Source organism: Lichenibacterium dinghuense (genome assembly GCF_021730615.1).
GTDB lineage: Bacteria > Pseudomonadota > Alphaproteobacteria > Rhizobiales > Beijerinckiaceae > Lichenihabitans > Lichenihabitans dinghuensis.
Genome location: NZ_JAJLMN010000001.1, coordinates 4,581,566 through 4,603,375, shown reverse-complemented (window position 1 = coordinate 4,603,375; position 21,810 = coordinate 4,581,566). Strand labels below are relative to the sequence as shown.

Sequence of the window (21,810 nt, the reverse complement as noted above, 5' to 3'; positions counted from 1 at the left end):
TTTCAGGCCCCGCGGCGTTCGTCGAAGGCCGCCCGCGCCTGCTCGACCTCCGGCAGGTGCCGGTGCGTCCAGGCGTTGATGACGCGGAACGGCTCCTCCAGCGAGCGGCCGAGGGGCGAGATGCTGTATTCCACGGCGATCGGCGCGTCCGTCACGACGCGGCGCTCGACGATGCCGTTCCGCTCCAGCCGCCGCAGCGCCTGGGTGAGCGCCTTCTGGGTGATGCCGTCGAGCCGCCGCCGCACCGCGTTGAAGCGCAGCGGCCCGTCGCAGAGCGCCGCCAGGATCAGCACGGACCACTTGTCGGCGATCTGGTCGAGCAGCATGCGGCTCGGGCAGTGCGCCTCGGAGACGACCTCGGCCGAAGGGTGCGTCACGCCGGTTTCCTCGAAGCTACCTGGTGGATCGGGGGTGCCTGATTGACCCCTGATATACGCGGGATACTGCTGTCGCCATCCCCAACCGGAGCACGGTCCGCATGACACACCCGTCCGTCGAGGCGCTCTTCCGCCCCTTCAGCGTTAAGTCGCTGGCGCTGAAGAACCGCGTCGTCATGGCGCCGATGACGCGCTCCTTCTCGCCGAACGGCGTGCCGGGCGAGGACGTCGCCGCCTATTACCGCCGCAGGGCCGAGGGCGAGGTGGGGCTGATCCTGTCCGAGGGCACCGTGGTGGACCGCCCCGCCTCGCGCAACGACCCCAAGATCCCCTTCTTCCACGGCGAAGCCGCGCTCGCCGGCTGGGCCCGCGTGATCGAGGGCGTGCACGCGGCCGGCGGCCGCATGGGTCCGCAGCTCTGGCATACCGGCTCGGTGGTGAGCTTCCTCACCGACTGGGTGCCGGACGCCGAGGTCGAGAGCCCGTCGGGCCTCGTCGCCCCCGGCCAGCCGCGCGGGCGCGCCATGAGCGAGGAGGACATCGCCGACACGGTGGCGGCCTTCGCGCGCGCCGCGGCGGACGCCAAGCGCCTCGGCTTCGACACCGCCGAGATCCACGGCGCGCACGGCTACCTCGTCGACCAGTTCTTCTGGCCGGGCACCAACCGGCGCGCCGACCGCTACAACGGCCCGACCATCGCTGAGCGCTCGCGCTTCGCGGCCGAGGTCGTGGCGGCCATGCGCGCGGCCGTGGGGCCCGACTACCCGCTGATCCTGCGCGTGAGCCAGTGGAAGCAGCAGGACTTCTCCTCACGCCTGGCCGAGACGCCCGACGCCCTGGCGGACTGGCTCGGGCCGCTGGCCGAGGCGGGCGTCGACGTGTTCCACTGCTCGCAGCGCCGCTTCTGGGAGCCGGAGTTCCCCGAGGTCGACGGCGCCGGGGGGCTGAACTTCGCCGGCTGGACCAAGAAGCTCACCGGCCGGGCCACGATCAGCGTCGGCTCGGTGGGCCTGTCGGGCGACTTCATGGGGGCCTTCGGCGGCGAAGGGTCGGAGCGGGCCGGGCTGGAGCCGCTGGTCGCGCGCATGGAGCGCGACGAGTTCGACCTCATCGCGGTCGGCCGCGCCATCCTCAACGATCCCTCCTGGGTCGCCAAGGTGCGGGCGGGCGACGGGGCGGGCCTCAGGGACTTCTCCGCGGCGTCGATGGCCGAACTGGTGTGAAACGTCGGCGGGCGCAGGGTGATTGACGGCTCGTTGCGCTGCGCCCACTTTGGCTCGAACCTTTTGGTTCGTCGCGGGAGCCAGCCACCATGAATGCGCCCGTCCTCACCTATTCCTTCGATGCCGGGATTTCGCGTGGGTTCGCGGACCTGGCCACCGTGCGCCTGCTGCGGGCTGTGACGACAGACGAAGGCGTCGGGATTCCGGCGGGAACGTGCGGGACGGTCGTGGCCGTTTACGCCGACGGTGCCGCTTACGAGGTCGAGTTCGAGGCCGGTCTCGCGACCGTCGAGGCCGGCGCGCTCGAAGCGCGCTGAATCGATGCCGCGGGTCGAGCGGCTGACGATCCCCTCGGCCAAGATCCGGGATTACCTGCTCGACCCCAACCATCCTTCCGGCTGGTCGAAGGCTAAATTCTTCCTGGGACGCGGCTTCGATCGAGGACGTCCCGAGGCGCTCGCCGACGCCCTGGCGTCACAGGCTCTGAAAGGTTGGCCGGGCGACGCCCTGCCCGTGCCCGGAGCGGTGAAGCACAGGATCACGGGGGCGATCGTCTGCCCGGACGGCAGCACGCCGGATGTCCTCACCGTCTGGCAGGTCGACGACGGCAGCACCCGGGCCAACTTCGTCACGGCCCGGCCGGCTCGACGCAAGCCCGTTTGAAAGATCCCGTCTGCCGCCGTCACGCCAATGTCGCACTCGCGCCCGATGGAGACGGCCCAGCCGGAGGCCGCCCCTTGGATTTCACCCGTCGCTTCACCGTGCTAATGTGCACGCCCTCCTTCGACCCCGACGACCTCGAAGGGCGGCGTATCGAGCAGATCATCGAGGCGGTCGAGCGCTCGGGCTTCGAGGTCGTGCGGGCCCGCAAGGTCGAGGACGCCGCCATCGCGGTGCAGACCGACGCCGCCATCGGCTGCATGGTGGTGGACTGGGGCAAGCGCGGCTTCGAGGGCAAGACGGCGGCCCTCGTCAACCTCATGCGCCGCCGCGGCCTCGAGATGCCCATCGTGGTGATGGTGCGCCGCAAGCGCCTGGAGGACATCCCGGTCGAGGTCGTCGACTTCATCGACGGCTACATCTTCCTCGCCGAGGAAACGCCGGACTTCATCGCCCGCGGCCTCGTCAGCCGCGTGAAGCAATATGCCGACACGCTGAAGACGCCCTTCTTCGGCGCGCTGGTCGACTATGCCGAGGCGGGCAACCAGCTCTGGACCTGCCCGGGCCACAACGGCGGCGTCTTCTACAACCGCTCGCCGATCGGCCGCATCTTCGTCGAGCACCTCGGGGAAGCGATCTTCCGCGACGACATCGACAATTCGGTGCTCGACCTCGGCGACCTGCTGGTCCACGAGGGCCCGGCGCTGCGGGCCCAGCGCGAGGCCGCCGCGATCTTCGGCGCCGAGCGGACCTACTTCGTGCTGAACGGCACCTCGGCGTCCAACAAGGTGGTGCTGAACGCGCTGGTGGCCGAGGGCGACCTCGTGCTGTTCGACCGCAACAACCACAAGGCCGCGCTGCACGGCGCGCTGCTGCTCGGCGAGGGCGTCCCGGTCTTCCTGCCGACCGACCGCAACGCGCACGGGCTGATCGGCCCGATCTACGCCGACGCGCTCGACGAGGAGCGCATCCGCGAGCAGATCCGCTCGAACCCGCTCGTCACCGACCCCCACGCGTGGCGCCGGCCGCGGCCGTTCCGCGCCGCGGTGATCGAGCAGTGTACCTACGACGGCACGATCTACTCGGCCGAGGAGATCGTGCGCCGCATCGGGCACCTGTGCGACTACATCCTGTTCGACGAGGCCTGGGCGGGGTTCATGAAGTTCCACCCGCTCTACGCGGGGCGCTTCGCCATGGGGCTGAAGGACCTCGGCCCCGACTCGCCCGGCGTCATCGCCACGCAGTCGGCCCACAAGCAGCTCGCGAGCTTCTCGCAGGCCTCGCAGATCCACACCAAGGACGCCCACATCCGCGGGCAGGACCGGCGCGTCGAGCACCGGCGCATGAACGAGAGCTTCCTGCTCCACGCCTCGACCTCGCCCTTCTACCCCATCTTCGCCTCGCTCGACGTCGGCGCGCAGATGATGAAGGGCCGCTCGGGTCAGGTGCTGTGGGACGACACGGTGCGGCTCGGCATCGAGCTGCGCAAGAAGATCCGGACCATCCGCCGCGAGTTCGAGGGCCGCGAGGACCCGGCCGCCCGCTGGTTCTTCGACCCCTTCGTGCCCGACACGGTGCCGATGCCCGCGACCGAAGACGAGCCCGCGGGGGACCTGCCCTGGGAGGAGGTGCCGACCGACGACCTCGCCTCCGACCCGCGCTTCTGGATGCTGGAGCCCGGCGCGCGCTGGCACGGCTTCCGGCACGTCGAGTCGGGCTTCGCCATGACGGACCCGAACAAGCTGACGATCCTGACGCCGGGCTTCGACCGCGCGACGGGCGACTACGCCGACACGGGCATCCCGGCCCCCGTGGTGGCGCAGTACCTGCGCGAGAACCGCATCGTGCCGGAGAAGAACGACCTCAACTCCATGCTGTTCCTGCTGACGCCGGGCGTGGAATCGTCGAAGGCCGGCACGCTGATCTCGGCGCTCGTCGCCTTCAAGCGGCTGCACGACGAGGACGCGCCGGTCGAGGAGGTGATGCCGGACTTCGTGCGCCGCCGGCGGAAGCGCTACGGCGGCCTGCGCATCCGCGCCCTGTGCCGCGAGTTCCACGACTTCCACCGCGCCCACGGCACGAGCCGCCTGCAGCGCGCCATGTTCGAGCCCGGCCACCTGCCCGAGATGGCGGTGCTGCCGCACGAGGCCTATCGCGCGCTGGTGCGCAACCGCGTCGACTACGTGCCGATCGAGGAGGCCGAGGGCCGCATCGCCACGACGCTGATGCTGGTCTACCCGCCGGGCATCGGCGTGATCGTGCCGGGCGAGCGGATCGGGCCGCGGGCCAAGCCCATGCTCGACTATTTCAAGATGTTCGAGGAAAGCTCGAACCGCTTCCCCGGGCTCGACGCCGAGATCCAGGGCGTCTACCGGGAGACGGACCCGGACGGGCGCATCCGCTTCTACACCTACGTGATGCGCGAGACCGGCCGGCCCGCCGGCAGGAGCTCGGGCGGGCGCCCTCTCGCGCGGGAGTTCTGATGCTGGCGACGACGATCCGCGACCGCTCGCTGGTGATCCGCCCCTCGACCGAGGCCGACGTGCCCGCCATGGTGGCGATCTATTCCCACCACATCGGCCGCGGCATCGGCGACCTCGGCGCCTACGAGGCCGACAACGTCGACGCCGAGGACCTGAAGCGGCGGCGGCGCAACATGCGCCAGAAGCGCCTGCCGCACCTCGTGGCGGCGCTCGACGGCGAGGTGGCGGGCTACGCCTACGCGGTGCCGTTCAGGAAGCGGCCCGCCTACCGCTACACGCTGAAGCACTCGATCTACATCCACCCGGAGCGCACCGGCCTCGGCATCGGCCGCGTGCTGCTGCCGGCGCTGGTCGAGGCCTGCGCGGCGGGCGGCTTCCGCCAGATGATCGGCTACATCGACGGCGCCAACGCGGCCTCGCTCCGGCTCCATGAGCGCTGCGGCTTCCGCCAGGTGGGCCTGCTGCCGGCGGTCGCCTTCAAGTTCGGCCACTGGGCCGACAGCGTCATGGTGCAGCGGGCGCTGGGAAACGGCGACGGGAGCACGCCCGCGCCCCTGCCCGGCCGCCACCACGGCACGGCGCACTGACGGAGGCGGGCCTCAGCAGTTGCCGGTGCTGGACGGCTTGGGCGGCGCCGTGATCGGGTCGAGGCCCCGGGCGGTCGCGGGCTGGACCGAGGGGGAGCCGGCGGCGGGGCCGTTCACCGACGTGCCCGAGAAGGAGCCGCCGAGGCCGGCGCCGGTGAAGCCGTTGTTGCCCGTGTTGCCGGGCGCCGTGCCGCCGGCCGAGTTCTGATCCGTCGGCGTGGTGGGCGCGTTGACCACGCCGGCGTTGCAGCCCGTCTTGGACGGGGTCGTGGATTGCGTCTGCGCGCCCGCCAGGGCCGTCGCCCCCAGCAGCGCCGCGGCGGCGATGAACAGCACACGCATGGTCGGGTCCTCCGGCGGGCAGGCCTCGCGCCCGCCGCGTGGCGGGGTTGTTTCGCCGCCGTCCCCGCCCGTCAAGCCCCGCCCCGTCAGGGCGCGGCCGACGCCGGGGCCTCGACGGGCAGCGGCCGCCGCCGCCACACCAGCGTTGTGCCGAAGTCGGGCGTGCGGAACGCGGCCTCGTCGAGGCCGGCCTCGGCCCGCGCCCGCGCGAGCTCCGCGAGCGGCGCGTCGATCGCCTCGTCGGTGAGCTGGAACGTGCCCCAGTGGAGGCCGAGGCTCATCGCCGCGCCGAGGTCCCGGTGCGCCGCCACGGCGTCCGACGGGTCCATGTGCTGCGCCCGCATGAACCAGCGCGGCTCGTAGGCGCCGATCGGCAGCAGCGCGACGTCGGGCTTGAGCGTGCGGCCGATCGCGGCGAAATGCGGCCCGTAGCCCGAGTCGCCGGCGAAGACCACGCAGGTTCCGCCGCACTGCACGGCGTGGCCGCCCCACAGCGCGCGGCGCCGGTCCCACGGGCTGCGGCTCGACCAGTGCTGGGCCGGCAGGTAGGTGACGTCGACGCCCTGCGCCGGCGTGCAGCACTGCCACCAGTCGAGCTCCACGACGCCGTCGATGCCGTGGCGGGCCAGCGTGCGGCCGTTGCCCAGCCCCGTGACGATCCGCGGCGCGGAGCGGGCGTGGAGTCGCTTCAGCGTCGGCACGTCCATGTGGTCGTAGTGGTTGTGGCTGAGCAGCACGAGGTCGATCCGCGGCAGGTCCGCGAAGGCGATGCCGGGCGCCCGCACGCGCCGCGGCCCGGCGAAGCCGAGCGGGCTCGCGCGGTCGGACCACACCGGATCGGTGAGGATGTTGCAGCCCTCGACCTGGATCAGCACCGTGCTCTGCCCGACGAGCGTCAGCAGGACCTCGCCGGGCCCGGCCGCGGCGGGGGGCGGTGGCGCCGGCGTGGACGGCACCGCGGCCGGCCAGGGCACGCGCCCCTTCTCGCGCCGCCAGCGCAGGAGGTCGGCGAGGCTGCGGTCGGTGTCGACGCCGGGGTTGAAGAAGCGCCGGCCGTCGCAGTGGTCGGAGACGGGGAAGGGCGGGGTTCTGGGCTGGCTCATGGCCGCGAGCTAGGCCGGTCTTTGCGGCGAAACGCGGGACCCGCCGGCGGCGGCGGCGCGTTGGACGGCGTCGAGGGGGAGCGATCCATGCGCGCGACGACCAAGCTGCTGCCGCTCGCGATGCTGGCAGCGATCCCGGCGCTCAGCCCCGCGCGGGCCGCCGACGACCCGCTCGCGGGCTACCGCTGGCAGCGCCGCGTCGTGGTCGCGCTGGCGCCGACGGCCGCCGACCCGCTCCTCTCGGCGCAGCGGCGGCTCTTCGCCGGGCTCGGCGCGGCCGGGCGGGAGCGCGACCTCGCGCTGGTCGCCGCGACCGACGACACGCCGGGCGGTGCCGCGCTCCGGCGGCGCTTCGGCGGCGAGGGCTTCGTGGCCGTGCTGGTCGGCAAGGACGGGGGCGAGAAGCTGCGATCGGCGTCGCCGCTCGGCCGCGATGCTCTTTTCCCGCTCATCGACGCCATGCCGATGCGCCGGGACGAGATGGCCCGGCGCCCCTGACCCCACCGCTCAGGCCGCGGCGACGATCTCGGGCACGAAGGCGATCTCGGCGGCGGGTCGCGGGCGCCCGAAGTGGTAGCCCTGAACCTGGTCGCAGCCGGCCGCCTGGAGCTGGGCGAACTGTTCCGCGGTCTCGACGCCCTCGGCCGTGGTGGTCATGCCGAGGCTCTGGCCCAGCGCCGTGATGGACCGGACGATCTTGATGCAGTCGGGCCGGCTCGCGAGGTCGCGCACGAAGGACTGGTCGATCTTGATCTTGTCGAAGGGGAAGCGGCGCAGGTAGCTCAGCGACGAGTAGCCGGTTCCGAAGTCGTCCATGGCGATCCGGATGCCCCGCGTCCGCAGCGCGTGCAGGACACCGAGGCTGTCCTCGCCGAGCGGCACGCTTTCGGTGATCTCCAGCTCCAGCCGGCGCGGGTCGAGGCCCGAGGCGGACAGCGCATCCTCCACGGTCGCCAGGAGGTCGGTCACCGCGAACTGCGCCGGCGACAGGTTCACCGCCACGGTCTGGCCGCCCGGCCAGGCCGTCGCCGCCCGGCAGGCCGCGCCGAGCACCCAGGCGCCGATGCCGCCGATGAGGCCGAGCTCCTCCGCGACCGGTATGAACTCGACCGGCGACACGAGCCCGCGCGACGGATGGCGCCAGCGCAGCAGCGCCTCGAACCCCGTGACGGCGACGCGGCGCGCGTCCACCAGCGGCTGGAAGAACAGCTCGAACTCGCCGGCCGCGAGCGCGCGCCCGAGGTCGGCTTCGAGCGCGCGGCGGGCCCGGCGGGCCGCGTCCATGTCGGGCGTAAAGGCCCGCACGGCGCCCCGCCCCGCGCGCTTCGCCTCGGCCAGCGCCAGTTGCGCGGCCTTGAGCAGCGCGTCCGCCGTGTCGCCGTCGGCCGGCGCCGCCGCGTGCCCGAGGCCGGCCGAGACGATGATCTCGCGCCCCCCGACCGTGAAGGGCCGGGCCACCGCCCGGCTCAGCCGCGCCGCCAGCGCCGGAATCTCGTCGGCCCGCGCGCCGGTTTGCAGCACGGCGAACTCGTCGCCGCCGAACCGCGCCACCGCGCCGTCCCCGGCTTCGGCGAGGAGCCGGGCGGCGATCTCACGCAGCAGCGCGTCGCCGGCGCCGTGTCCGAAGCCGTCGTTGACGTCCCGGAACCGGTCGACGCCGATGCAGTGGACCGCGGAGGCGCGCCCGCGGCGGCGCCCGTCCGAAAGGGCCGCGTCGAGTTTCGCCGCGAAGGCTCCGCGGTTGCTGAGTCCGGTCAGCGCGTCGTGCTGGGCCAGGTGGGCGATGCGCGCCTCGTCGTGGCGGCGTTGCGTGATGTCCTCGTAGGTCGCCACCCAGCCGCCGTCCCGCATGGGGCGATGCGACACGGACAGCACGAGCCCCGAGCCGGGCGGCACCGCGAACGGGCCGACGGGCAGCGCCGCCAAGCCGGTCGACAGGTCCTGCACGAAGGTCGTCACCCGGCCGCCGTCCGTCGACAGGGCCCGCTGGCGGGCGTGGACCTCGCCGAGCCGCGGGCCGTCGGCCAGGGCGACGAGGTCGGCGAAGAGCACGCCCGGGATGGGGGCGAGGTCGAGCCCGAACAGGTCGGCGAAGCGCTGATTATACACGACGAGCCGGTCGCCCGCGTCCACCATGCACAGGGCCAGCGACATGTTGTTCAGCGCGGCGTCGAAGCGCTTGTTCTGCTGGCCGAGCTCGCGGTCGCGCCGGTCCAGCACGACGTTGCGGGCCGCGAGCTCGGCCGCGGCGGCCGACGCTTCGGCATTGGCGGCCGCGAGGCGCGCCGACGCGGCTTCGAGCTCGGCCGTCGAGGCGGCGAGCCTGTCGCGGGCCTCGCCGAGACGGCGGTTGTGGCGGTACAGCAGCGCCAGCAGCGCGGCCCCGAAGGCGAACAGTGCCGCCACGACGGTGGTGAGCACCCGGTAGAGCCGCGCGAGCTCGGCCCGCCCCGCGGCGCCGCGCGCTTCCCCGAGCCGGTCGGCCTCGGCGACGAGGCGCGACAGCTCGAAGTCGAGCGGCGCCATCAGGGCGAGGGCGGCCGCGCCGACGTCCGGCCGGTCGACGCGGCCCATCAGGGGGTCGAGATCGCGCAGGACAGCGTCGAGGCGGTCGAGGGTGGGGAGCGCCCCCGGCAGCGCGGCGAGCTCGGCGCGCAGCTCCGGCGCGTCGAGCGCCGCCGCGCGTTCGCGCAGCGCGTCGAAGCGGAGCCGCGCGTCCGCCACGCCGGAGGCGGCGGCGGGCGCGGCGGCGATGCGCTCCTCCAGGCGCGTGAACTCCAGCTCGACCCCGGCCGCGGCCGCGCAGGTCCGGCAGCGGGACGCCGCGTCGAGCTCGTCCTGACGCGCTCCGATCAGGACCGACACGTTCACGGCCGCGGCGATCATCCCGCAGGTGGCGCCGAGCAGGATGATCTTGCCAGCCTTGAGCGACACCACGGCGCGCATCCCCGTTCGGCCGCCCGGTCGCGCGCGGCCTGGGCCGCATCAGTTCACACGGCCGTTTACAACGGGGTTAACGAAGCCCACCGTGCGATCCCGCGGCGCGATCCCCATCATGGGGGCGGGCGCGGCCGGGCGCCGGGCGACATCGAGGGAAGGACCGTCATGGAGACCGACGCCCAGACCTACAGCTACGGCGAGGAGGCCGCCCCGCCGGAGCGGAGCCTCGCGGCGGCCATGCTCCGCGGCGCGCTCTGCCGCTGCCCCGCCTGCGGTGCGGGCGGGCTCTACCGCGCTTATCTCAAGCCCGTCGACGCCTGCCGGGCCTGCGGCGAGGAGCTTCACCACCAGCGCGCCGACGATGCCCCGCCCTACGTGACGATCTTCTTCGCCGGCCACCTCATCGTCGCCGCGGTGGTCGGGATCGACATCGCCTATGCCTGGCCGCTGTGGCTGCACGCGATGGTCTGGCTGCCGGCCACCGTGGCCCTGTGCCTGGGCCTGCTGCCCGTGGTGAAGGGCGCGCTGATCGGCCTGCAATGGGCCCTGCGCATGCACGGCTTCGGCGGGGCGGCGGAGGCGGCCGACACGCATCCCGCCCTGGACGCGGGCATCGGAGGGGCGTCCGCGCATCGCTGACGCGCGCCGGGCCTTCCGGGGCGGCCCGGAGCTTTTCACGGCCGCCGGCCATGCCTATATCGGAGCATCGCCGCACGGCCGTGTGGCGCAGCCCGCCGGCTCGATCGGCGGATGACCCCGCCGCACTCGAACATGGACGACAAGTGGGTAAGTTCAACAGCGCCAATTTCGCCGATCGCATCAGCTCCACCTCCGCGGCCAAGAAGGCCCTGGTCGAAAAACTGAAGACGAGGCCGGCGGACGACGACCCGGAGGTCCTCCGCAAGCAGGCCGAGCGTCAGGCGATCGCCGAGGCCCGCGCCAAGCGCGCCGCCGAGAAGGAGGAGCTGCGGCGCCTGCAGCTCCTGAAGGAGGCCGAGGAGAAGGCCGCCCGCGAGGCCGCCGAGGCCGCCGCAGAGCTCGAGCGGCTCGCCCAGATCGAGCTCGAGAAGCAGGCCGCCGAGGCTGCACGCCTGGAGCGGGCGGCCCGCATCCTGGCCGACGAGGCCGCCCGCAAGGCGGCGCGCGACGCGCGCTACGCGGCCCGCAAGGCCCGCGTCAAGGGCGGCTGATTTCGCCGCTTCAGAAACGTTAACGTCGGGGCGCTAAGACCGGACTTCGTCCAGCGTCGAGGTCGTCACGTGCCCCCTTCTCCCCCTTCGGCGGTGCGGCCGCACGGCCGCGACGCCGGCCCGAGTCGGCCGCCGCGTCCCGTTCCTTGGGCGGCGCGCCCCGACGCCGACCCCGCCGTCGCGGTGCTGATGACGTCCTGCCGCGATCCCGCCGGGGCGGCGCGCGGCTACCGCACGGTCCTGCCCCGCGCGCAGATCTGGCTCTACGGGCACGACCTGCCGCCGCAGGACCGCCGGGCCGCCGAGGCCGCGGGCGCCGTGGTCCGCGTTGTCCCGCCCTCGTCCCGCGACGCCCTGGTGAGGCGGATGCTCGCCGAGGTCGACGCCGACACATACATCCTGGCCGACGGCGCGGGCGCGGAGGACGTGTGCGTGGCGCCGCTGATCGTCGCCGAGATCGACGGCGGGTGCGACCTCGTCGACGTCGCCCGCTTCGGCGAGGAGCCCGCGCGCGACGCGGCCTCGCGGCTGCTGCGCCGCACGGTGGACTTCGCCTTCGGCGGCCACGGCGACGCGCTCCGCTCCGACTTCAAGGCCTGTTCGCGGCGGTTCGCGCTGTCCTACCGCCGGACAAGTGCCCGCCCCGGGCGAGGCCCGTCCTCCGCGCGCGACCTCGCCCTGCACGCGCTCCGGCTCCGGCTCCCGGTCGGCCGGGTGACCGCCCTGGCGGCACGCCACGCCGGGCCAGCCCCGACCGCGGGGCCGCCCGACCGCGCGGCGATGCTGGGCACGGTGGTGCGGCTGCTGGTGGACGAGCGTCCGCGGCGCGTCTTCGGCCTGATCGGCCTCGCGGTGATGGCGGCCGGCCTCGCCGCTGCGGCGCCAGAATTGGAGATCCGGGGTGCGCGGGCGGCGCTGGCGCCCTCGGCCGAGACGCTCGCGGCCCTAGCGCTGGTGGGGACGGGCTCGGCCATCGGCGCGGCCGGCCTCCTGCTCGACGCCCTGGCGGCGGCGCGCCAGGAGGTGCGGCGGCTCGGCGCGGCCGCCATCCCGCGCCGCGCGGACCGGAGCGGCCCCGCCCCGGCCGCTCAATCCTCCGTGTCGTAAACGTCGTCGTCCGAGAAGGCGCCCTCGTGCGGCTCGCCGGGCGGCATCTCGGGCAGCGGGGTGCCCTGAGCGGCGGCCGCCGGCCGCTCCGCGCGCGCGGCACCGTTGAACGACAGGTCCGCCACGGGCTCGATGCGGCACTCGTAGGAGGAGAACAGCCCGGCGAGGTGCTGGAGGTCCTCGGCCTCGGCGGTCTCGACCACGGCGTAGCCTCCGCCGCCGCCGATGCGCGACAGCAGTTCGTGGACCTTCAGCCCCGGCGGCATCGCGCGCTCGGTCAGCAGCCGCGCCGCGCGGCGCTGCGCCGCCGCGGGATCGAAGTCGGCCTGCCGCTCGCGATAGGTCACCAGGAACTTCATGGTCGGTCCTCCGTCGGCCGTCTCGGCCGGCAATAGGGCACGATCTCGGGCGAGCGGCAATGCGGGGGGACCGGGGCCTCGGCCGCGGTCCGGGGGCATTCAGCCCGCCAGCGCGTCCGCGCGGGCCCGGAGCGTCTCGGCGAGGCCGGCCAGGAGGTCCTCGGCGAGCGGCGCCTCGGCCAGGAGGGCGGCCCCGTCCCGCCCGGCCACGAGGGCGCGCAGGGCTTCGGCGCGCCCGACGAGGCGGAGGTCGTGGTCGCGCAGCACCGCCAGTGTTGCGGCCTCGTCGCGCAGCCACAGGCTCATGCGGTCGCCCTCGGGCGCCGGCAGGGCGGCGATGCGGCCCACCAGGGCGCCGATGTCGCGCCCGAGCCGCTCCAAAACCTTCGCGGCCGCGACCGCCTCCGGGTCGGGCCGCGGACGGGCGCGGCTCGGCGGGGGCAGGTGGACGCGCCGGTATTCGGCTTCGGCGGCCTCCACGGCGGCCCGCGCCTGCCCGAGCAGGTCGCCCGCCTTGGCGCGCACCAGCAGGTCGTCGGCGCGCAGCCGGTTGGCGTCCCGATAGAAGGCGTAGCCCCAGCCGTGGAACAGGTCGAGCGCGACCTGTTCGAGCCGGCCGGGCTCGTATCGCGCGGGTGCCGTCACGAGGACGGTCCCGGCAGGCCCGCCTGTCCGGCGAGCGAATAGATGCCGGTGGGCTGGCCCCCGACGTTGAACGGCACGCCGGCCGCGGCGTTCGGCGCCGACACGAGCCCCTTCTCGGCCATGCGCAGCGCCAGATAGTAGCGCACGGCCTCGATCGGCGACAGGCCGATGGCCTGGAGCGAGATCAGCTCGCGCATCCGCTCGTCCTTCGGCAGGATCAGGATCTTTAGGTCGTTCAGCAGGATGCCGTAGACGGCGAGGAACTCGGTGAGATGCGCCTTCACGTTCTCGCGGATGTCGAAGATGTGCTCGTTGATCTCCTCCATCCGGGTCACCTGGACGACCTGGTTGATGGCCTGCTCAATGGCAGGGCCGGCGTAGTCGGCGATCTCGCGCGTGTCGATGGTGTTGCCGTTGAACGGCAGGTGGGTGATGAGGTCGAGCGCGGCCTGCTGCGTGTCGACGTGGACGTAATAGTCCACCTGGTAGGACATCTCGGCCATCTCGGCGCTGGTCGCGATGCCCTGGGAGCGGATCAGCAGCTTCGAGCGGTTGATGTAGATCACCTCGTAGACCCAGGGCGACGCCCCGCCGAAGAAACCCTGCACCACAGAGCCGAGCAGCGGCTTGTCGGGCGTGATCAGCGCGTATTGCCCGGTCTCGTAGACCTTGAGCACCGCGCCGCGCGACTTCAGCACGCAGAAATGGTTGCTCTCGACCGTGAGCAGCGAGCCCGAGACGATGCTGTCGTCGGCGATCTTGACCGCGATGTTCTTGCTGCCGAGGAGGTCGTCGCCGTCGCGCCCGAGCGAGGTGATGACCTGACGCGTGATCGCCATGCGGATGATCCTCCCGATCCAGAACAGAACGGTGTGCAAGAAGCCCATCGCTGCCTCGAGCCGTCCAGGCCACGCTTGGCCGGCCCTGTCCAATCGAGCGGGGCGCCCGCGGGTTGCAGAGCATCCGTCCGGGAACGGCGAAGACGCTTCGGCCCTCGAAGGGATCTCGCATTCGCGCCCGCTCCGCGGCTTCGGCGTGGTCGAAGGCCGACAAGCCGGACACCGCACCCGATCCCGCTTGCCGCCTCGACGCTCGCGTGGTCCGCCGCGCCCGCGTCGCCGACGTCGAGGCGGTGGCGGCGATCGGCGCCCCGCCCGGCTTCCGCCGAGGGACGCTGCGCCTGCCGCGCCGGAGCCCGGAGGCAACGCGACGCTTCCTCGACGGCCTCGCACCGGACGAGTCCCGGATCGTCGACGAACGGGACGGCGCCGTCCCCGGCATCGCCGGGTGGTCGCGCTTCAGGGGGCGGCGCAGCCACGGGGCCGGCATCGTCATGGCGCGGCTGGCCGTTCCGGCGCCGACACCGACGGCGTGTCGTTCATGTCGCATTCACGTTTTCGTTGGCGTCCCGTCGCCCCCGTTGCACGAAGCGTCGCTTCGAGCCTAGTCTGGGTTCTCCCAGGGAGGCCTGCATGACCAACGCAGTCTGGAAGGATCGCGTCGACACGGCGCTGATGCGCCTACGGAAGGACCGGTGGACGGCCCCGGCCGTGCGCTACATGGAGATCGTCGACGACGTCGCGGCGGGCCGCGGATCGGCGGCCGACATCGCCCGCCGCGCGGGCTCGCACGACATGGTGGACCGGGCGCTCGGCCACGTCACGCTGGCGTTGCTGGGCGACGAGGCCGCCCCGCGCCTCGACCAGGGCGGCTGGTACGAGAGCGACGGCGAGCGCTACCGCGTGGCCCCCGACTTCGCCGAGGTGTGGATCGCGGCCCGGGACGCCGAGCGCCGGATGGAAGCGCGCCAGTCGGCCTGACGCCGCGGCGACGGGTCGGGATTTGCGTCCCGCCCCGCCGCCGTGCAGGACATTCCCGCCCGCGCCCCGAGCCGGGCGGCGGGTCCGTGCATGCGCAAGCTGTCCAACATCCAGGTTCTGCGCGGCGTGGCGGCGCTGCTCGTGGTCGTCTTCCACGCCCGCGGCGAGTTGGACGGGCTCGGGATCCGGACGCGGCTGCCGGACCTGCTCGGCGGCGCCTTCGGCGTGGACCTCTTCTTCGTCGTGTCCGGGCTGGTGATGGTCCACGCCTCGGCGCCGCTGTTCGGCGCCGCGCGCTCCGCCCTGCCCTTCATGGGCAAGCGCCTCGCCCGCATCGTGCCGCTCTACTGGGCCGTGACGGCGCTCTTCGTGCTGCTCGACCCCACGGACGCCCGCGGGACGCTCGGCCGCCGCGCCTTCGGGCAATTCGTCGCCCTGTCGCTGTTCTTCGTGCCCTACGTCGCACCGGCCAACGACGACGCCTGGCCGGTCTATTCGCTGGGCTGGACGCTCGACTACGAGATGGCCTTCTATCTCTGCTTCGCGCTGGTCCTCGCCCTGCCCCGGCGCGCCGGGGTCGCCGCGCTCGCGGGCGGCCTCGGGGCGCTCGTCGCCCTGAACCTCCTCGTCACGCTGCCGGGTTGGCTGGCCTACCTCGGCGCGACGCAGATCCTGGAGTTCGTGGCGGGGCTCCTCGTCGGCGAGCTCGTCCTGTCGGGCCGGCGGCTGCCGCGCGCCGCCGCGCTGGCGCTGGCGCTGGCCGGGATCGCCGCCGTGCTGGCCGCGACGCCGTATTCCGACGTCTGGTGGGGCACGTGGCGCGGGGTCGTCTGGGGCCTGCCCGCCGCCGCGGTCGTCGGGGCCGCGGCGCTGTGCTCGCCTGACGGCCGTGCCGGCCCGCTGCGGCGCGGGTTGGAGCGGCTCGGCGACGCGTCCTACGCGCTCTACCTCGTCCACTACGGCCTCTACATCGCGGTCGAGGCGGCGCTGGGCCGCGTCGCGGACACGTCGCGCCTCCCCGCCGGGCCCGTCATGCTGCTGCTGGTGACGCTGGCCGTCGCGGCGGGCTTCGTCGTGCACCGGATCTTCGAGGTGCCGGTCACGCGCTGGCTGCAGCGCCGCGTGGCCCCGCGCCGGCCGCCGAGCCTCGCCGTGGCGGAGCCTTGATCAGCCGAGCACGACGTTGTCGATGAGCCGCGTGCGGCCGAGCCGCGCGGCCAGCGACACGAGGCAGCCCGCGCCGGCGCGCTCGACCTCGCGCAGGCTCGCGCCGTCGGCCACGCTGACGTAGTCGACCTCGACCGCGGGCTCGGTCGCGATCGCGGCGCGCATGTGGCGGCGCAGGGCCTCGGCGTCGCGCTCGCCGCGCGCAAACAGGGCACGCGCGCCGTCGAGCGCGCGATACAGGACCGGCGCCGCGGCCCGCTCGGCGGGCGACAGGTAGACGTTGCGCGACGACATGGCGAGCCCGTCCGGCTCCCGCACGGTCGCGCCGACCACCACGTCGAGCGGCATGTCGAGGTCGCGCGCCATGCGGCGGATCACGGCGACCTGCTGGGCGTCCTTCTGGCCGAAGTAGGCCCGCGTCGGCTGCACGATGTTGAAGAGCTTGGCCACCACGGTGGCGACGCCGGCGAAGTGCCCCGGCCGCCGCGCGCCCTCCAGCGGCTCCGCCACCGGGCCGACCTCGATCCGGCTCGCGTAGCCGGGCGGGTAGACCTCGGCGGGGTCGGGCGCGAAGACGAGGTCGACGCCCGCCGCCTCCAGCATCGCGAGGTCGCGCGGCATGTCGCGCGGGTAACGCGACAGGTCCTCGTCGGCGGCGAACTGCGTCGGGTTGACGAAGATCGAAACGGCGGCGGCGCCGCATTCCACCCGCGCCCGCGCGACGAGGCTCATGTGGCCGGCGTGGAGGAAGCCCATGGTGGGCACGAGGCCGAGGGCCGGAAAGGCGGCCCGGGCCGCGCGCACGGCCGCGATGGTGGTCAGGACCTGCATGTCACTCCGCCCCGCCGAGCGCCCGCGCCAGCACCGCCTCGTCCATGGTGGCGCTCTGCGCCGCCGTCGGGAAGGCGCCGGACGCGACCTCGGCGACGTAGCCCTTCAACGCGGCCTCGATGGCCGAGCCGATCTCCGCGTAGGGCTTGGCGTGGCGCGGCACGCGGCCCGTGCCGAGACCCAGGATGTCGTGCCACACCTGGACCTGGCCGGAGCAGCCCGCCCCGGCGCCGATGCCGATCGTCGGGATGGCCAGCCGCGCCGTCACGGCAGCGGCGAGTTCGGCCGGCACCAGCTCCAGCACAAGCGCGAAGGCGCCGGCGCGCTCCAGGGCCAGCGCGTCGTCGAGGAGCCGGCGGGCCGCGCCCGCGTCCCTGCCCTGCACGCGCAGGCCGATCTGGTGCTGCGCCTGCGGGGTGAAGCCGAGGTGGCCCATCACCGGCACGCCGAGCGCGGCGAGCCGCGCCACCGTGGAAACGACCGCGGCGCCGCCTTCGAGCTTGACCGCGCCGGCGCCGGCCTCGCCCATCAGGCGGCGGGCGCCGGCCAGCGCCTCGGGCTCTGTGCCGTAGGTGAGGAAGGGCAGGTCCGCGACGATCAGGGCGCGCGCGTTGCCGCGCACCACCGCGGCCGTGTGGCGCGCCATGTCGTCGAGCGTGACGGGCAGGGTCGAGCCGTGGCCGTGAACCACCATGCCGAGCGAGTCCCCGACCAGGATCATCGGCACGCCGGCCCGCTCGGCGAGGGCCGCCGAGGGGTGGTCGTAGGCCGTCACCATGGCGATGCGCTCGCCGGCCTCCTTCATGCGCTGGATGTCGCGCAGGGTGACGCGCATCGACTCTCTCCCGGACCGTCGCCTCGGGGGGCGACGCCGGGCCTTTTACGGGCTGCCTCGCGCCCGCGGAAGTCCGACGAAAGCGCCACGCGCCGGGCCGGGCCCATCTCGCCTTTCGCGGGCCGGCGCGCTAATCGTGAGGCCGAAACACCACAGGGGAGACTCGCCGCCATGGCCGTCAAGGTCGCCATCAACGGGTTCGGTCGCATCGGGCGCAACATCCTGCGCGCCATCGTGGAGTCGGGCCGCGACGACATCGAGGTCGTGTCCATCAACGACCTCGGCCCGGTCGAAACCAACGCCCACCTGCTCCGCTTCGACTCCGTCCACGGCCGCTTCCCGCACGAGGTCCGCGTCGAGGGCGACACGATCGACGTCGGCCGCGGACCCATCAAGGTCACGGCCATCAAGGATCCGGCGCAGCTCCCGCACAAGGATCTCGGCGTCGACATCGCCATGGAATGCACGGGCATCTTCACGTCGAAGGAGAAGGCCGCCCTCCACCTCCAGGCCGGTGCCAAGCGCGTGCTGGTGTCCGCCCCCTCGGACGGCGCCGACATGACCGTGGTCTACGGCGTCAACCACGACAAGCTGACGGGCGAGCACCTCGTGGTGTCGAACGGGTCCTGCACCACCAACTGCCTCGCGCCCGTCGCCAAGGTGCTCAACGACGCGATCGGCATCGAGCACGGCTTCATGACCACCGTGCACTCCTATACGGGCGACCAGCCGACGCTCGACACGATGCACAAGGACCTGTACCGGGCCCGCGGCGCCGCCCTGTCCCTGATCCCGACCTCGACCGGCGCCGCCAAGGCCATCGGCCTCGTGCTGCCGGAGCTGAAGGGCAAGCTCGACGGCTCCGCCATCCGCGTGCCGACCCCCAACGTGTCGCTGGTCGACCTCAAGGTGAAGACCAAGCGCGCCACCACGGCGCAGGAGGTCAACGACGCGATCCGCCGCGCGGCCGGCGCGGAGCTGAAGGGCGTGCTCGGCTTCACCGACCTGCCCAACGTGTCGTCCGACTTCAACCACGACGCCCATTCGTCGATCTTCCACACCGACCAGACCAAGGTGATCGACGGCGACTTCCTGCGCGTGATGACCTGGTACGACAACGAGTGGGGCTTCTCGAACCGCATGGCCGACACGGCCGTCGCGATGGCGAAGCTCATCTGAGCTTCGGCCTAAGATGAGCGCGACGCTCTTCGCAGCGTCGCCGCCCGTCACGCGTGAGGCGGGGTTCCCAGCGCCGCCTCGCCCCCCACCAGCCGCTGCAGCCGCTCCACCAGCGCCCTCAGGCTCGTGTCGCCCTTGTTGAGGATCTGGCTCGCGCCCGCGAGGCGCCGCCGGTCCTCGCGCGACAGGTCGAGCGCGGTCAGCACCACCACCGGCACGTCGGCGCCGTCAGGCCGGGCGCGCAGGGCCGCGAGGCAGGCGAAGCCGTCCATCACCGGCATGGTGAGGTCGAGCAGCACCACGGCCGGCTTGGCCAGCGGGTACAGGTCGAGCGCGTCGCGGCCGTTGCCGGCCTCCGTCACCGCCCAGCCGTCGCGCTCCAAGAGGGTGCGGATGCGGGCGCGGGTGTCGGCGTCGTCGTCCACCACCAGCACGCCGCCGTCGCGCGCGCGGAAGCGGTCCATCACGGCCTTGAACCGCTCCCAGCGCACGGGCTTCAGCACGTAGTCGGCGGCGCCGAGCGCCTGGGCCACCCCGCGCTGGTCGACGAAGGTCACCATGACCACGGGCACGTCGGCCAGATCCGGGTCGGCCTTGAGGGCGGACAGCACCGACCAGCCGTCGAGCCCCGGCATCATCACGTCGAGCAGGATGGCGCGCGGGCGCAGGCTCCGGGCCAGCTCCAGGCCCGTCTCGCCGTTGGACGCAGCCCGCGCGCGGAAGCCTTCGCGGTGCAGGAAGCGGGTCATCAGGGCGCGCTGGTCGGCGTCGTCGTCGATCACGAGGACGAGGTCGCGGCCCTCGCCCTCCTCCGCGGGCTCGTCGGCGTCCGCCTGAGTCGGCGCGGGCGCGGCGTAGGTGGCCGGCAGGGTCAGCGTGAAGGTCGTGCCGCGGCCGGGCCGGCTCGCCACCGCGACGGTGCCGCCGAGCATGTCCGAGAAGGCCTTCGTGAGCGACAGGCCGAGCCCCGTGCCGCCGAAGCGGCGCGTCGTCGAGGAATCAGCCTGGGTGAAGCGCTGGAACAGCTTGGCGAGCTGCTCCTCACTCATGCCGAGCCCGGTGTCGGCCACCGCGAAGACGAGCCGGCCGTCAGGCCCCGCCCCGCCCTCGCGCGAGGCCGACAGGGTGATGGTGCCGTCCTCGGTGAACTTGGCGGCGTTGGAGAGCAGGTTCAGCAGCATCTGCCGGACCTTGGTGAGGTCGGTCTCGACCGCGCCGAGGTCGGGGCCGAGCTCCAGCCTCAGGGTGTTGTGCTTCTTGCCGATCAGGCTCTGCACGGCCGAGCCGACCTCCTCGACCATGGGAGCGACGTCGAACCGCTCGGCATAGACCTCCATCTTGCCGCTCTCGACCTTGCTGAGGTCGAGCACGTCGTTGATGAGGCCGAGGAGGTGGCGGGCGTTCGACTCGATCTTGCGCATGTCGGCGGCGAGCTCGGCGCCGTCGGCCCCGTCCTCCACCTCCTCCAGCATCATCTCCGAATAGCCGATGATGGCGGACAGCGGCGTGCGCAGCTCGTGGCTCATGTTGGCGATGAAGGTGGATTTGGCGAGGTTGGCCTCCTCGGCGGCGATCTTGGCGTCCGCCAGCGCCTGCTCGGCCGCCTTGCGCTCCGCGATGTCGATGGCCACGACCAGCACGTTGCGCCGCCCCGCCACGGGCGCGATGGCGCTCTTGGTGTTGGCGACCCACAGGGTCGTCCCGTCCGGCCGCAGCAGGCGCTTCTCCACCGTGGCGGGCTCGCCCGCCGAGGCCGCGCTGCGCAGGGCCGCCTCGCTCACGCCCCTGTCGTCGGGGAAGGTGATGTCCCGCATACGGAGCCGCAGCAACTCCTCGGCCTTGCGCCCCGCCATGGCGCAGAACCGGCCGTTGACCGACAGGAAGCGCCCGTCCGCGTCCACTTCGGCGAAGCCGGCGCCGGTCTGCTGGAAGATGCCGGTGAGGTGGGCCTCGCTGTCGCGCAGCGCCCGCTCGGCCCGGGCGCGCTCGACCGCGTCCCACACCCGCGCCGCGACGCCCTCGACCAGCGTCACCTCCTCGGCCGTCCAACGGCGGGGCTCGGCCTGGTTGACGTAGAGCAGCGCCCGGAGCCGCCCGGCTCGGACGAGCGGCACGGACACGAAGGCGCGCGTGCCGACCGCCCGCCAGGCCTCCGCCTGGTAGAGGCCCTCGTGCGCGACGTCGGGGCTGGACATGGTCTGCCCCGCGCGCTGGCGGGCGACGGCTTCCGCGCCGAAGCCGTCGAGGTCGAAGAGGCCGTCGAGCGGCGGCAGGCCGGCCGCGTGATCGGTGACGAGCAGCACGGTCCTGTCGTCGTCCTGCATTTCGCCGAAGCCGACGCGGTCGGCGCCGAGGTGGCGGCCGAGCGCGCGGGTCGCCTCCGCCACGATCGCTCTGGGCTCGGCGAGGCCGCGCAGCGCGTCCTCGAGGTCGAGGCGGAACTGCTGGCGGCGGTCGCCCAACACCTGCGCGGTGCGCTCGCGGCCCTGGTTCAGCACGCCGCGCACGTGGCCGTCCCCGTCCACCAGCGGCGTGAAGCTGTAATCCCAGTAGGTGTCCATGGCGACGCCGTCGCGCACCATGGGCAGGGGCTGGTCGAAGGCCGAGAAGCCCTCGCCGGTCTCCATCACGGCGGCGAACTGGGGGGCAATGATCTCCCAGATGTCGGACCACACCTCGCGGCAGGGCCGGCCGAGGCACCAGGGGTGGCGCTCGGCGGGGATCTCGGACCAGCTGTCGTTCTACAGCAGCACGAGGTCCGGGCCCCAGTAGATCGCGGTCGGGAAGGCCGAACTCAGGCAGATGCGGATCGCCGAGCGCAGCACCGCGGGCCAGGTCTCGGGGGCCCCGAGCGCGGTCGCGGCCCAGTCGTGGGCGCGGATCATCTCGCCCATGGCGCCGCCGCCCGACAGGAAGGGGCGGGTCACGCTGGCTGCGGACATGGTTCAGCTCCGAAGATCCG

Annotated in this window: 24 protein-coding genes; 13 read left to right on the top strand and 11 right to left on the bottom strand. The window is 73.4% G+C overall.

The genetic code is table 11. The features are described 5' to 3' along the window. Window positions 1-2: 2 nt before the first annotated feature. The gene (locus tag L7N97_RS22020; protein WP_237482355.1) at window positions 3-326 is read right to left on the bottom strand and encodes a winged helix-turn-helix transcriptional regulator; all 324 of its coding nucleotides are present in this window, start codon (window positions 324-326) and stop codon (window positions 3-5) included. A 152-nt stretch (window positions 327-478) separates the two neighbouring features. Between L7N97_RS22020 and L7N97_RS22015 the strand changes: the two genes are divergently transcribed. From L7N97_RS22015 to L7N97_RS21995, 5 genes are all read left to right on the top strand, one after another. Then, the gene (locus L7N97_RS22015; protein WP_237480401.1) at window positions 479-1,600 is read left to right on the top strand and encodes an NADH:flavin oxidoreductase; all 1,122 of its coding nucleotides are present in this window, start codon (window positions 479-481) and stop codon (window positions 1,598-1,600) included. Window positions 1,601-1,689: 89 nt separating this feature from the next. Then, on the top strand, window positions 1,690-1,917 hold the full coding sequence (locus tag L7N97_RS22010; RefSeq protein WP_237480400.1) for a DUF4926 domain-containing protein: 228 nt from the start codon (window positions 1,690-1,692) through the stop codon (window positions 1,915-1,917). 4 nt (window positions 1,918-1,921) lie between these two features. Further along, complete coding sequence (locus L7N97_RS22005) at window positions 1,922-2,263, top strand: DUF6883 domain-containing protein (protein ID WP_237480399.1); 342 nt, start codon at window positions 1,922-1,924, stop codon at window positions 2,261-2,263. Between the two features lie 74 nt (window positions 2,264-2,337). Then, window positions 2,338-4,743, top strand: coding sequence for an Orn/Lys/Arg family decarboxylase (locus tag L7N97_RS22000; RefSeq protein WP_237480398.1), 2,406 nt, complete (start codon window positions 2,338-2,340; stop codon window positions 4,741-4,743). After that, a complete protein-coding gene (locus L7N97_RS21995) occupies window positions 4,743-5,330 on the top strand; it encodes a GNAT family N-acetyltransferase (RefSeq protein ID WP_237480397.1) in 588 nt (195 codons plus the stop codon). The genes L7N97_RS22000 and L7N97_RS21995 overlap by 1 nt, the downstream gene beginning before the upstream one ends. A 12-nt stretch (window positions 5,331-5,342) precedes the next feature. Here L7N97_RS21995 and L7N97_RS21990 read toward each other — a convergent pair whose 3' ends face one another. Both L7N97_RS21990 and L7N97_RS21985 read right to left on the bottom strand, forming a co-directional pair. Further along, window positions 5,343-5,672 carry a hypothetical protein gene (locus tag L7N97_RS21990; protein ID WP_237480396.1) on the bottom strand — a complete coding sequence of 110 codons (330 nt, stop codon included), beginning with the start codon at window positions 5,670-5,672 and terminating at the stop codon, window positions 5,343-5,345. A gap of 86 nt (window positions 5,673-5,758) precedes the next feature. Then, window positions 5,759-6,775 (bottom strand): MBL fold metallo-hydrolase, encoded by a 1,017-nt coding sequence (locus L7N97_RS21985; RefSeq protein ID WP_237480395.1) that lies wholly within the window; start codon window positions 6,773-6,775, stop codon window positions 5,759-5,761. A gap of 87 nt (window positions 6,776-6,862) precedes the next feature. Between L7N97_RS21985 and L7N97_RS21980 the strand changes: the two genes are divergently transcribed. Further along, entirely contained in the window at window positions 6,863-7,273 is a 411-nt protein-coding gene (locus L7N97_RS21980; protein ID WP_237480394.1) for a DUF4174 domain-containing protein, read from the top strand. 9 nt (window positions 7,274-7,282) lie between these two features. Here the strand turns inward: L7N97_RS21980 and L7N97_RS21975 are convergent, their stop codons facing one another. Further along, entirely contained in the window at window positions 7,283-9,712 is a 2,430-nt protein-coding gene (locus L7N97_RS21975; RefSeq protein ID WP_237480393.1) for a putative bifunctional diguanylate cyclase/phosphodiesterase, read from the bottom strand. A 168-nt stretch (window positions 9,713-9,880) separates the two neighbouring features. On the opposite strand from L7N97_RS21975, the gene L7N97_RS21970 reads away from it, so the two are divergent. The 3 genes from L7N97_RS21970 (at window position 9,881) to L7N97_RS21960 (ending at window position 12,012) form a co-directional block, all read left to right on the top strand. After that, window positions 9,881-10,354: a DUF983 domain-containing protein gene (locus L7N97_RS21970; protein WP_237480392.1), complete on the top strand. Its 474-nt coding sequence runs from the start codon at window positions 9,881-9,883 to the stop codon at window positions 10,352-10,354. Window positions 10,355-10,497: 143 nt separating this feature from the next. Then, complete coding sequence (locus tag L7N97_RS21965) at window positions 10,498-10,905, top strand: DUF6481 family protein (protein ID WP_237480391.1); 408 nt, start codon at window positions 10,498-10,500, stop codon at window positions 10,903-10,905. 69 nt (window positions 10,906-10,974) lie between these two features. Further along, complete coding sequence (locus L7N97_RS21960) at window positions 10,975-12,012, top strand: hypothetical protein (RefSeq protein ID WP_237480390.1); 1,038 nt, start codon at window positions 10,975-10,977, stop codon at window positions 12,010-12,012. On the opposite strand, the gene L7N97_RS21955 is transcribed toward L7N97_RS21960, so the two are convergent. The 3 genes from L7N97_RS21955 to L7N97_RS21945 all read right to left on the bottom strand — a co-directional run bounded on the left by L7N97_RS21955 (window position 11,994) and on the right by L7N97_RS21945 (window position 13,855). Then, complete coding sequence (locus tag L7N97_RS21955) at window positions 11,994-12,371, bottom strand: DUF3303 domain-containing protein (protein WP_237480389.1); 378 nt, start codon at window positions 12,369-12,371, stop codon at window positions 11,994-11,996. The two genes, L7N97_RS21960 and L7N97_RS21955, sit on opposite strands and share 19 nt — an antisense overlap. 99 nt (window positions 12,372-12,470) lie before the next feature. Further along, complete coding sequence (locus L7N97_RS21950; RefSeq protein WP_237480388.1) at window positions 12,471-13,016, bottom strand: hypothetical protein; 546 nt, start codon at window positions 13,014-13,016, stop codon at window positions 12,471-12,473. Then, the gene (locus L7N97_RS21945) at window positions 13,013-13,855 is read right to left on the bottom strand and encodes an SPFH domain-containing protein (protein WP_237480387.1); all 843 of its coding nucleotides are present in this window, start codon (window positions 13,853-13,855) and stop codon (window positions 13,013-13,015) included. The genes L7N97_RS21950 and L7N97_RS21945 overlap by 4 nt, the downstream gene beginning before the upstream one ends. Before the next feature lie 257 nt (window positions 13,856-14,112). Between L7N97_RS21945 and L7N97_RS21940 the strand changes: the two genes are divergently transcribed. The 3 genes from L7N97_RS21940 (at window position 14,113) to L7N97_RS21930 (ending at window position 16,003) form a co-directional block, all read left to right on the top strand. Further along, a complete protein-coding gene (locus L7N97_RS21940) occupies window positions 14,113-14,463 on the top strand; it encodes a hypothetical protein (protein WP_237480386.1) in 351 nt (116 codons plus the stop codon). Between the two features lie 25 nt (window positions 14,464-14,488). Then, window positions 14,489-14,836: a hypothetical protein gene (locus tag L7N97_RS21935; protein WP_237480385.1), complete on the top strand. Its 348-nt coding sequence runs from the start codon at window positions 14,489-14,491 to the stop codon at window positions 14,834-14,836. Between the two features lie 90 nt (window positions 14,837-14,926). After that, complete coding sequence (locus L7N97_RS21930) at window positions 14,927-16,003, top strand: acyltransferase family protein (RefSeq protein ID WP_237480384.1); 1,077 nt, start codon at window positions 14,927-14,929, stop codon at window positions 16,001-16,003. Here L7N97_RS21930 and panC read toward each other — a convergent pair whose 3' ends face one another. Further along, window positions 16,004-16,834, bottom strand: coding sequence for a pantoate--beta-alanine ligase (gene panC / locus L7N97_RS21925; protein ID WP_237480383.1), 831 nt, complete (start codon window positions 16,832-16,834; stop codon window positions 16,004-16,006). Window position 16,835: 1 nt separating this feature from the next. After that, entirely contained in the window at window positions 16,836-17,669 is an 834-nt protein-coding gene (gene panB, locus L7N97_RS21920; protein WP_237480382.1) for a 3-methyl-2-oxobutanoate hydroxymethyltransferase, read from the bottom strand. A 171-nt stretch (window positions 17,670-17,840) separates the two neighbouring features. On the opposite strand from panB, the gene gap reads away from it, so the two are divergent. Beyond that, on the top strand, window positions 17,841-18,848 hold the full coding sequence (gap, locus tag L7N97_RS21915; protein ID WP_237480381.1) for a type I glyceraldehyde-3-phosphate dehydrogenase: 1,008 nt from the start codon (window positions 17,841-17,843) through the stop codon (window positions 18,846-18,848). 47 nt (window positions 18,849-18,895) lie between these two features. Here gap and L7N97_RS21910 read toward each other — a convergent pair whose 3' ends face one another. Next, on the bottom strand, window positions 18,896-21,523 hold the full coding sequence (locus L7N97_RS21910) for a response regulator (RefSeq protein ID WP_237480380.1): 2,628 nt from the start codon (window positions 21,521-21,523) through the stop codon (window positions 18,896-18,898). 66 nt (window positions 21,524-21,589) lie between these two features. Further along, window positions 21,590-21,790, bottom strand: a complete 201-nt coding sequence (locus tag L7N97_RS21905) for a hypothetical protein (protein WP_237480379.1) — start codon at window positions 21,788-21,790, stop codon at window positions 21,590-21,592. Window positions 21,791-21,810 lie beyond the last annotated feature (20 nt).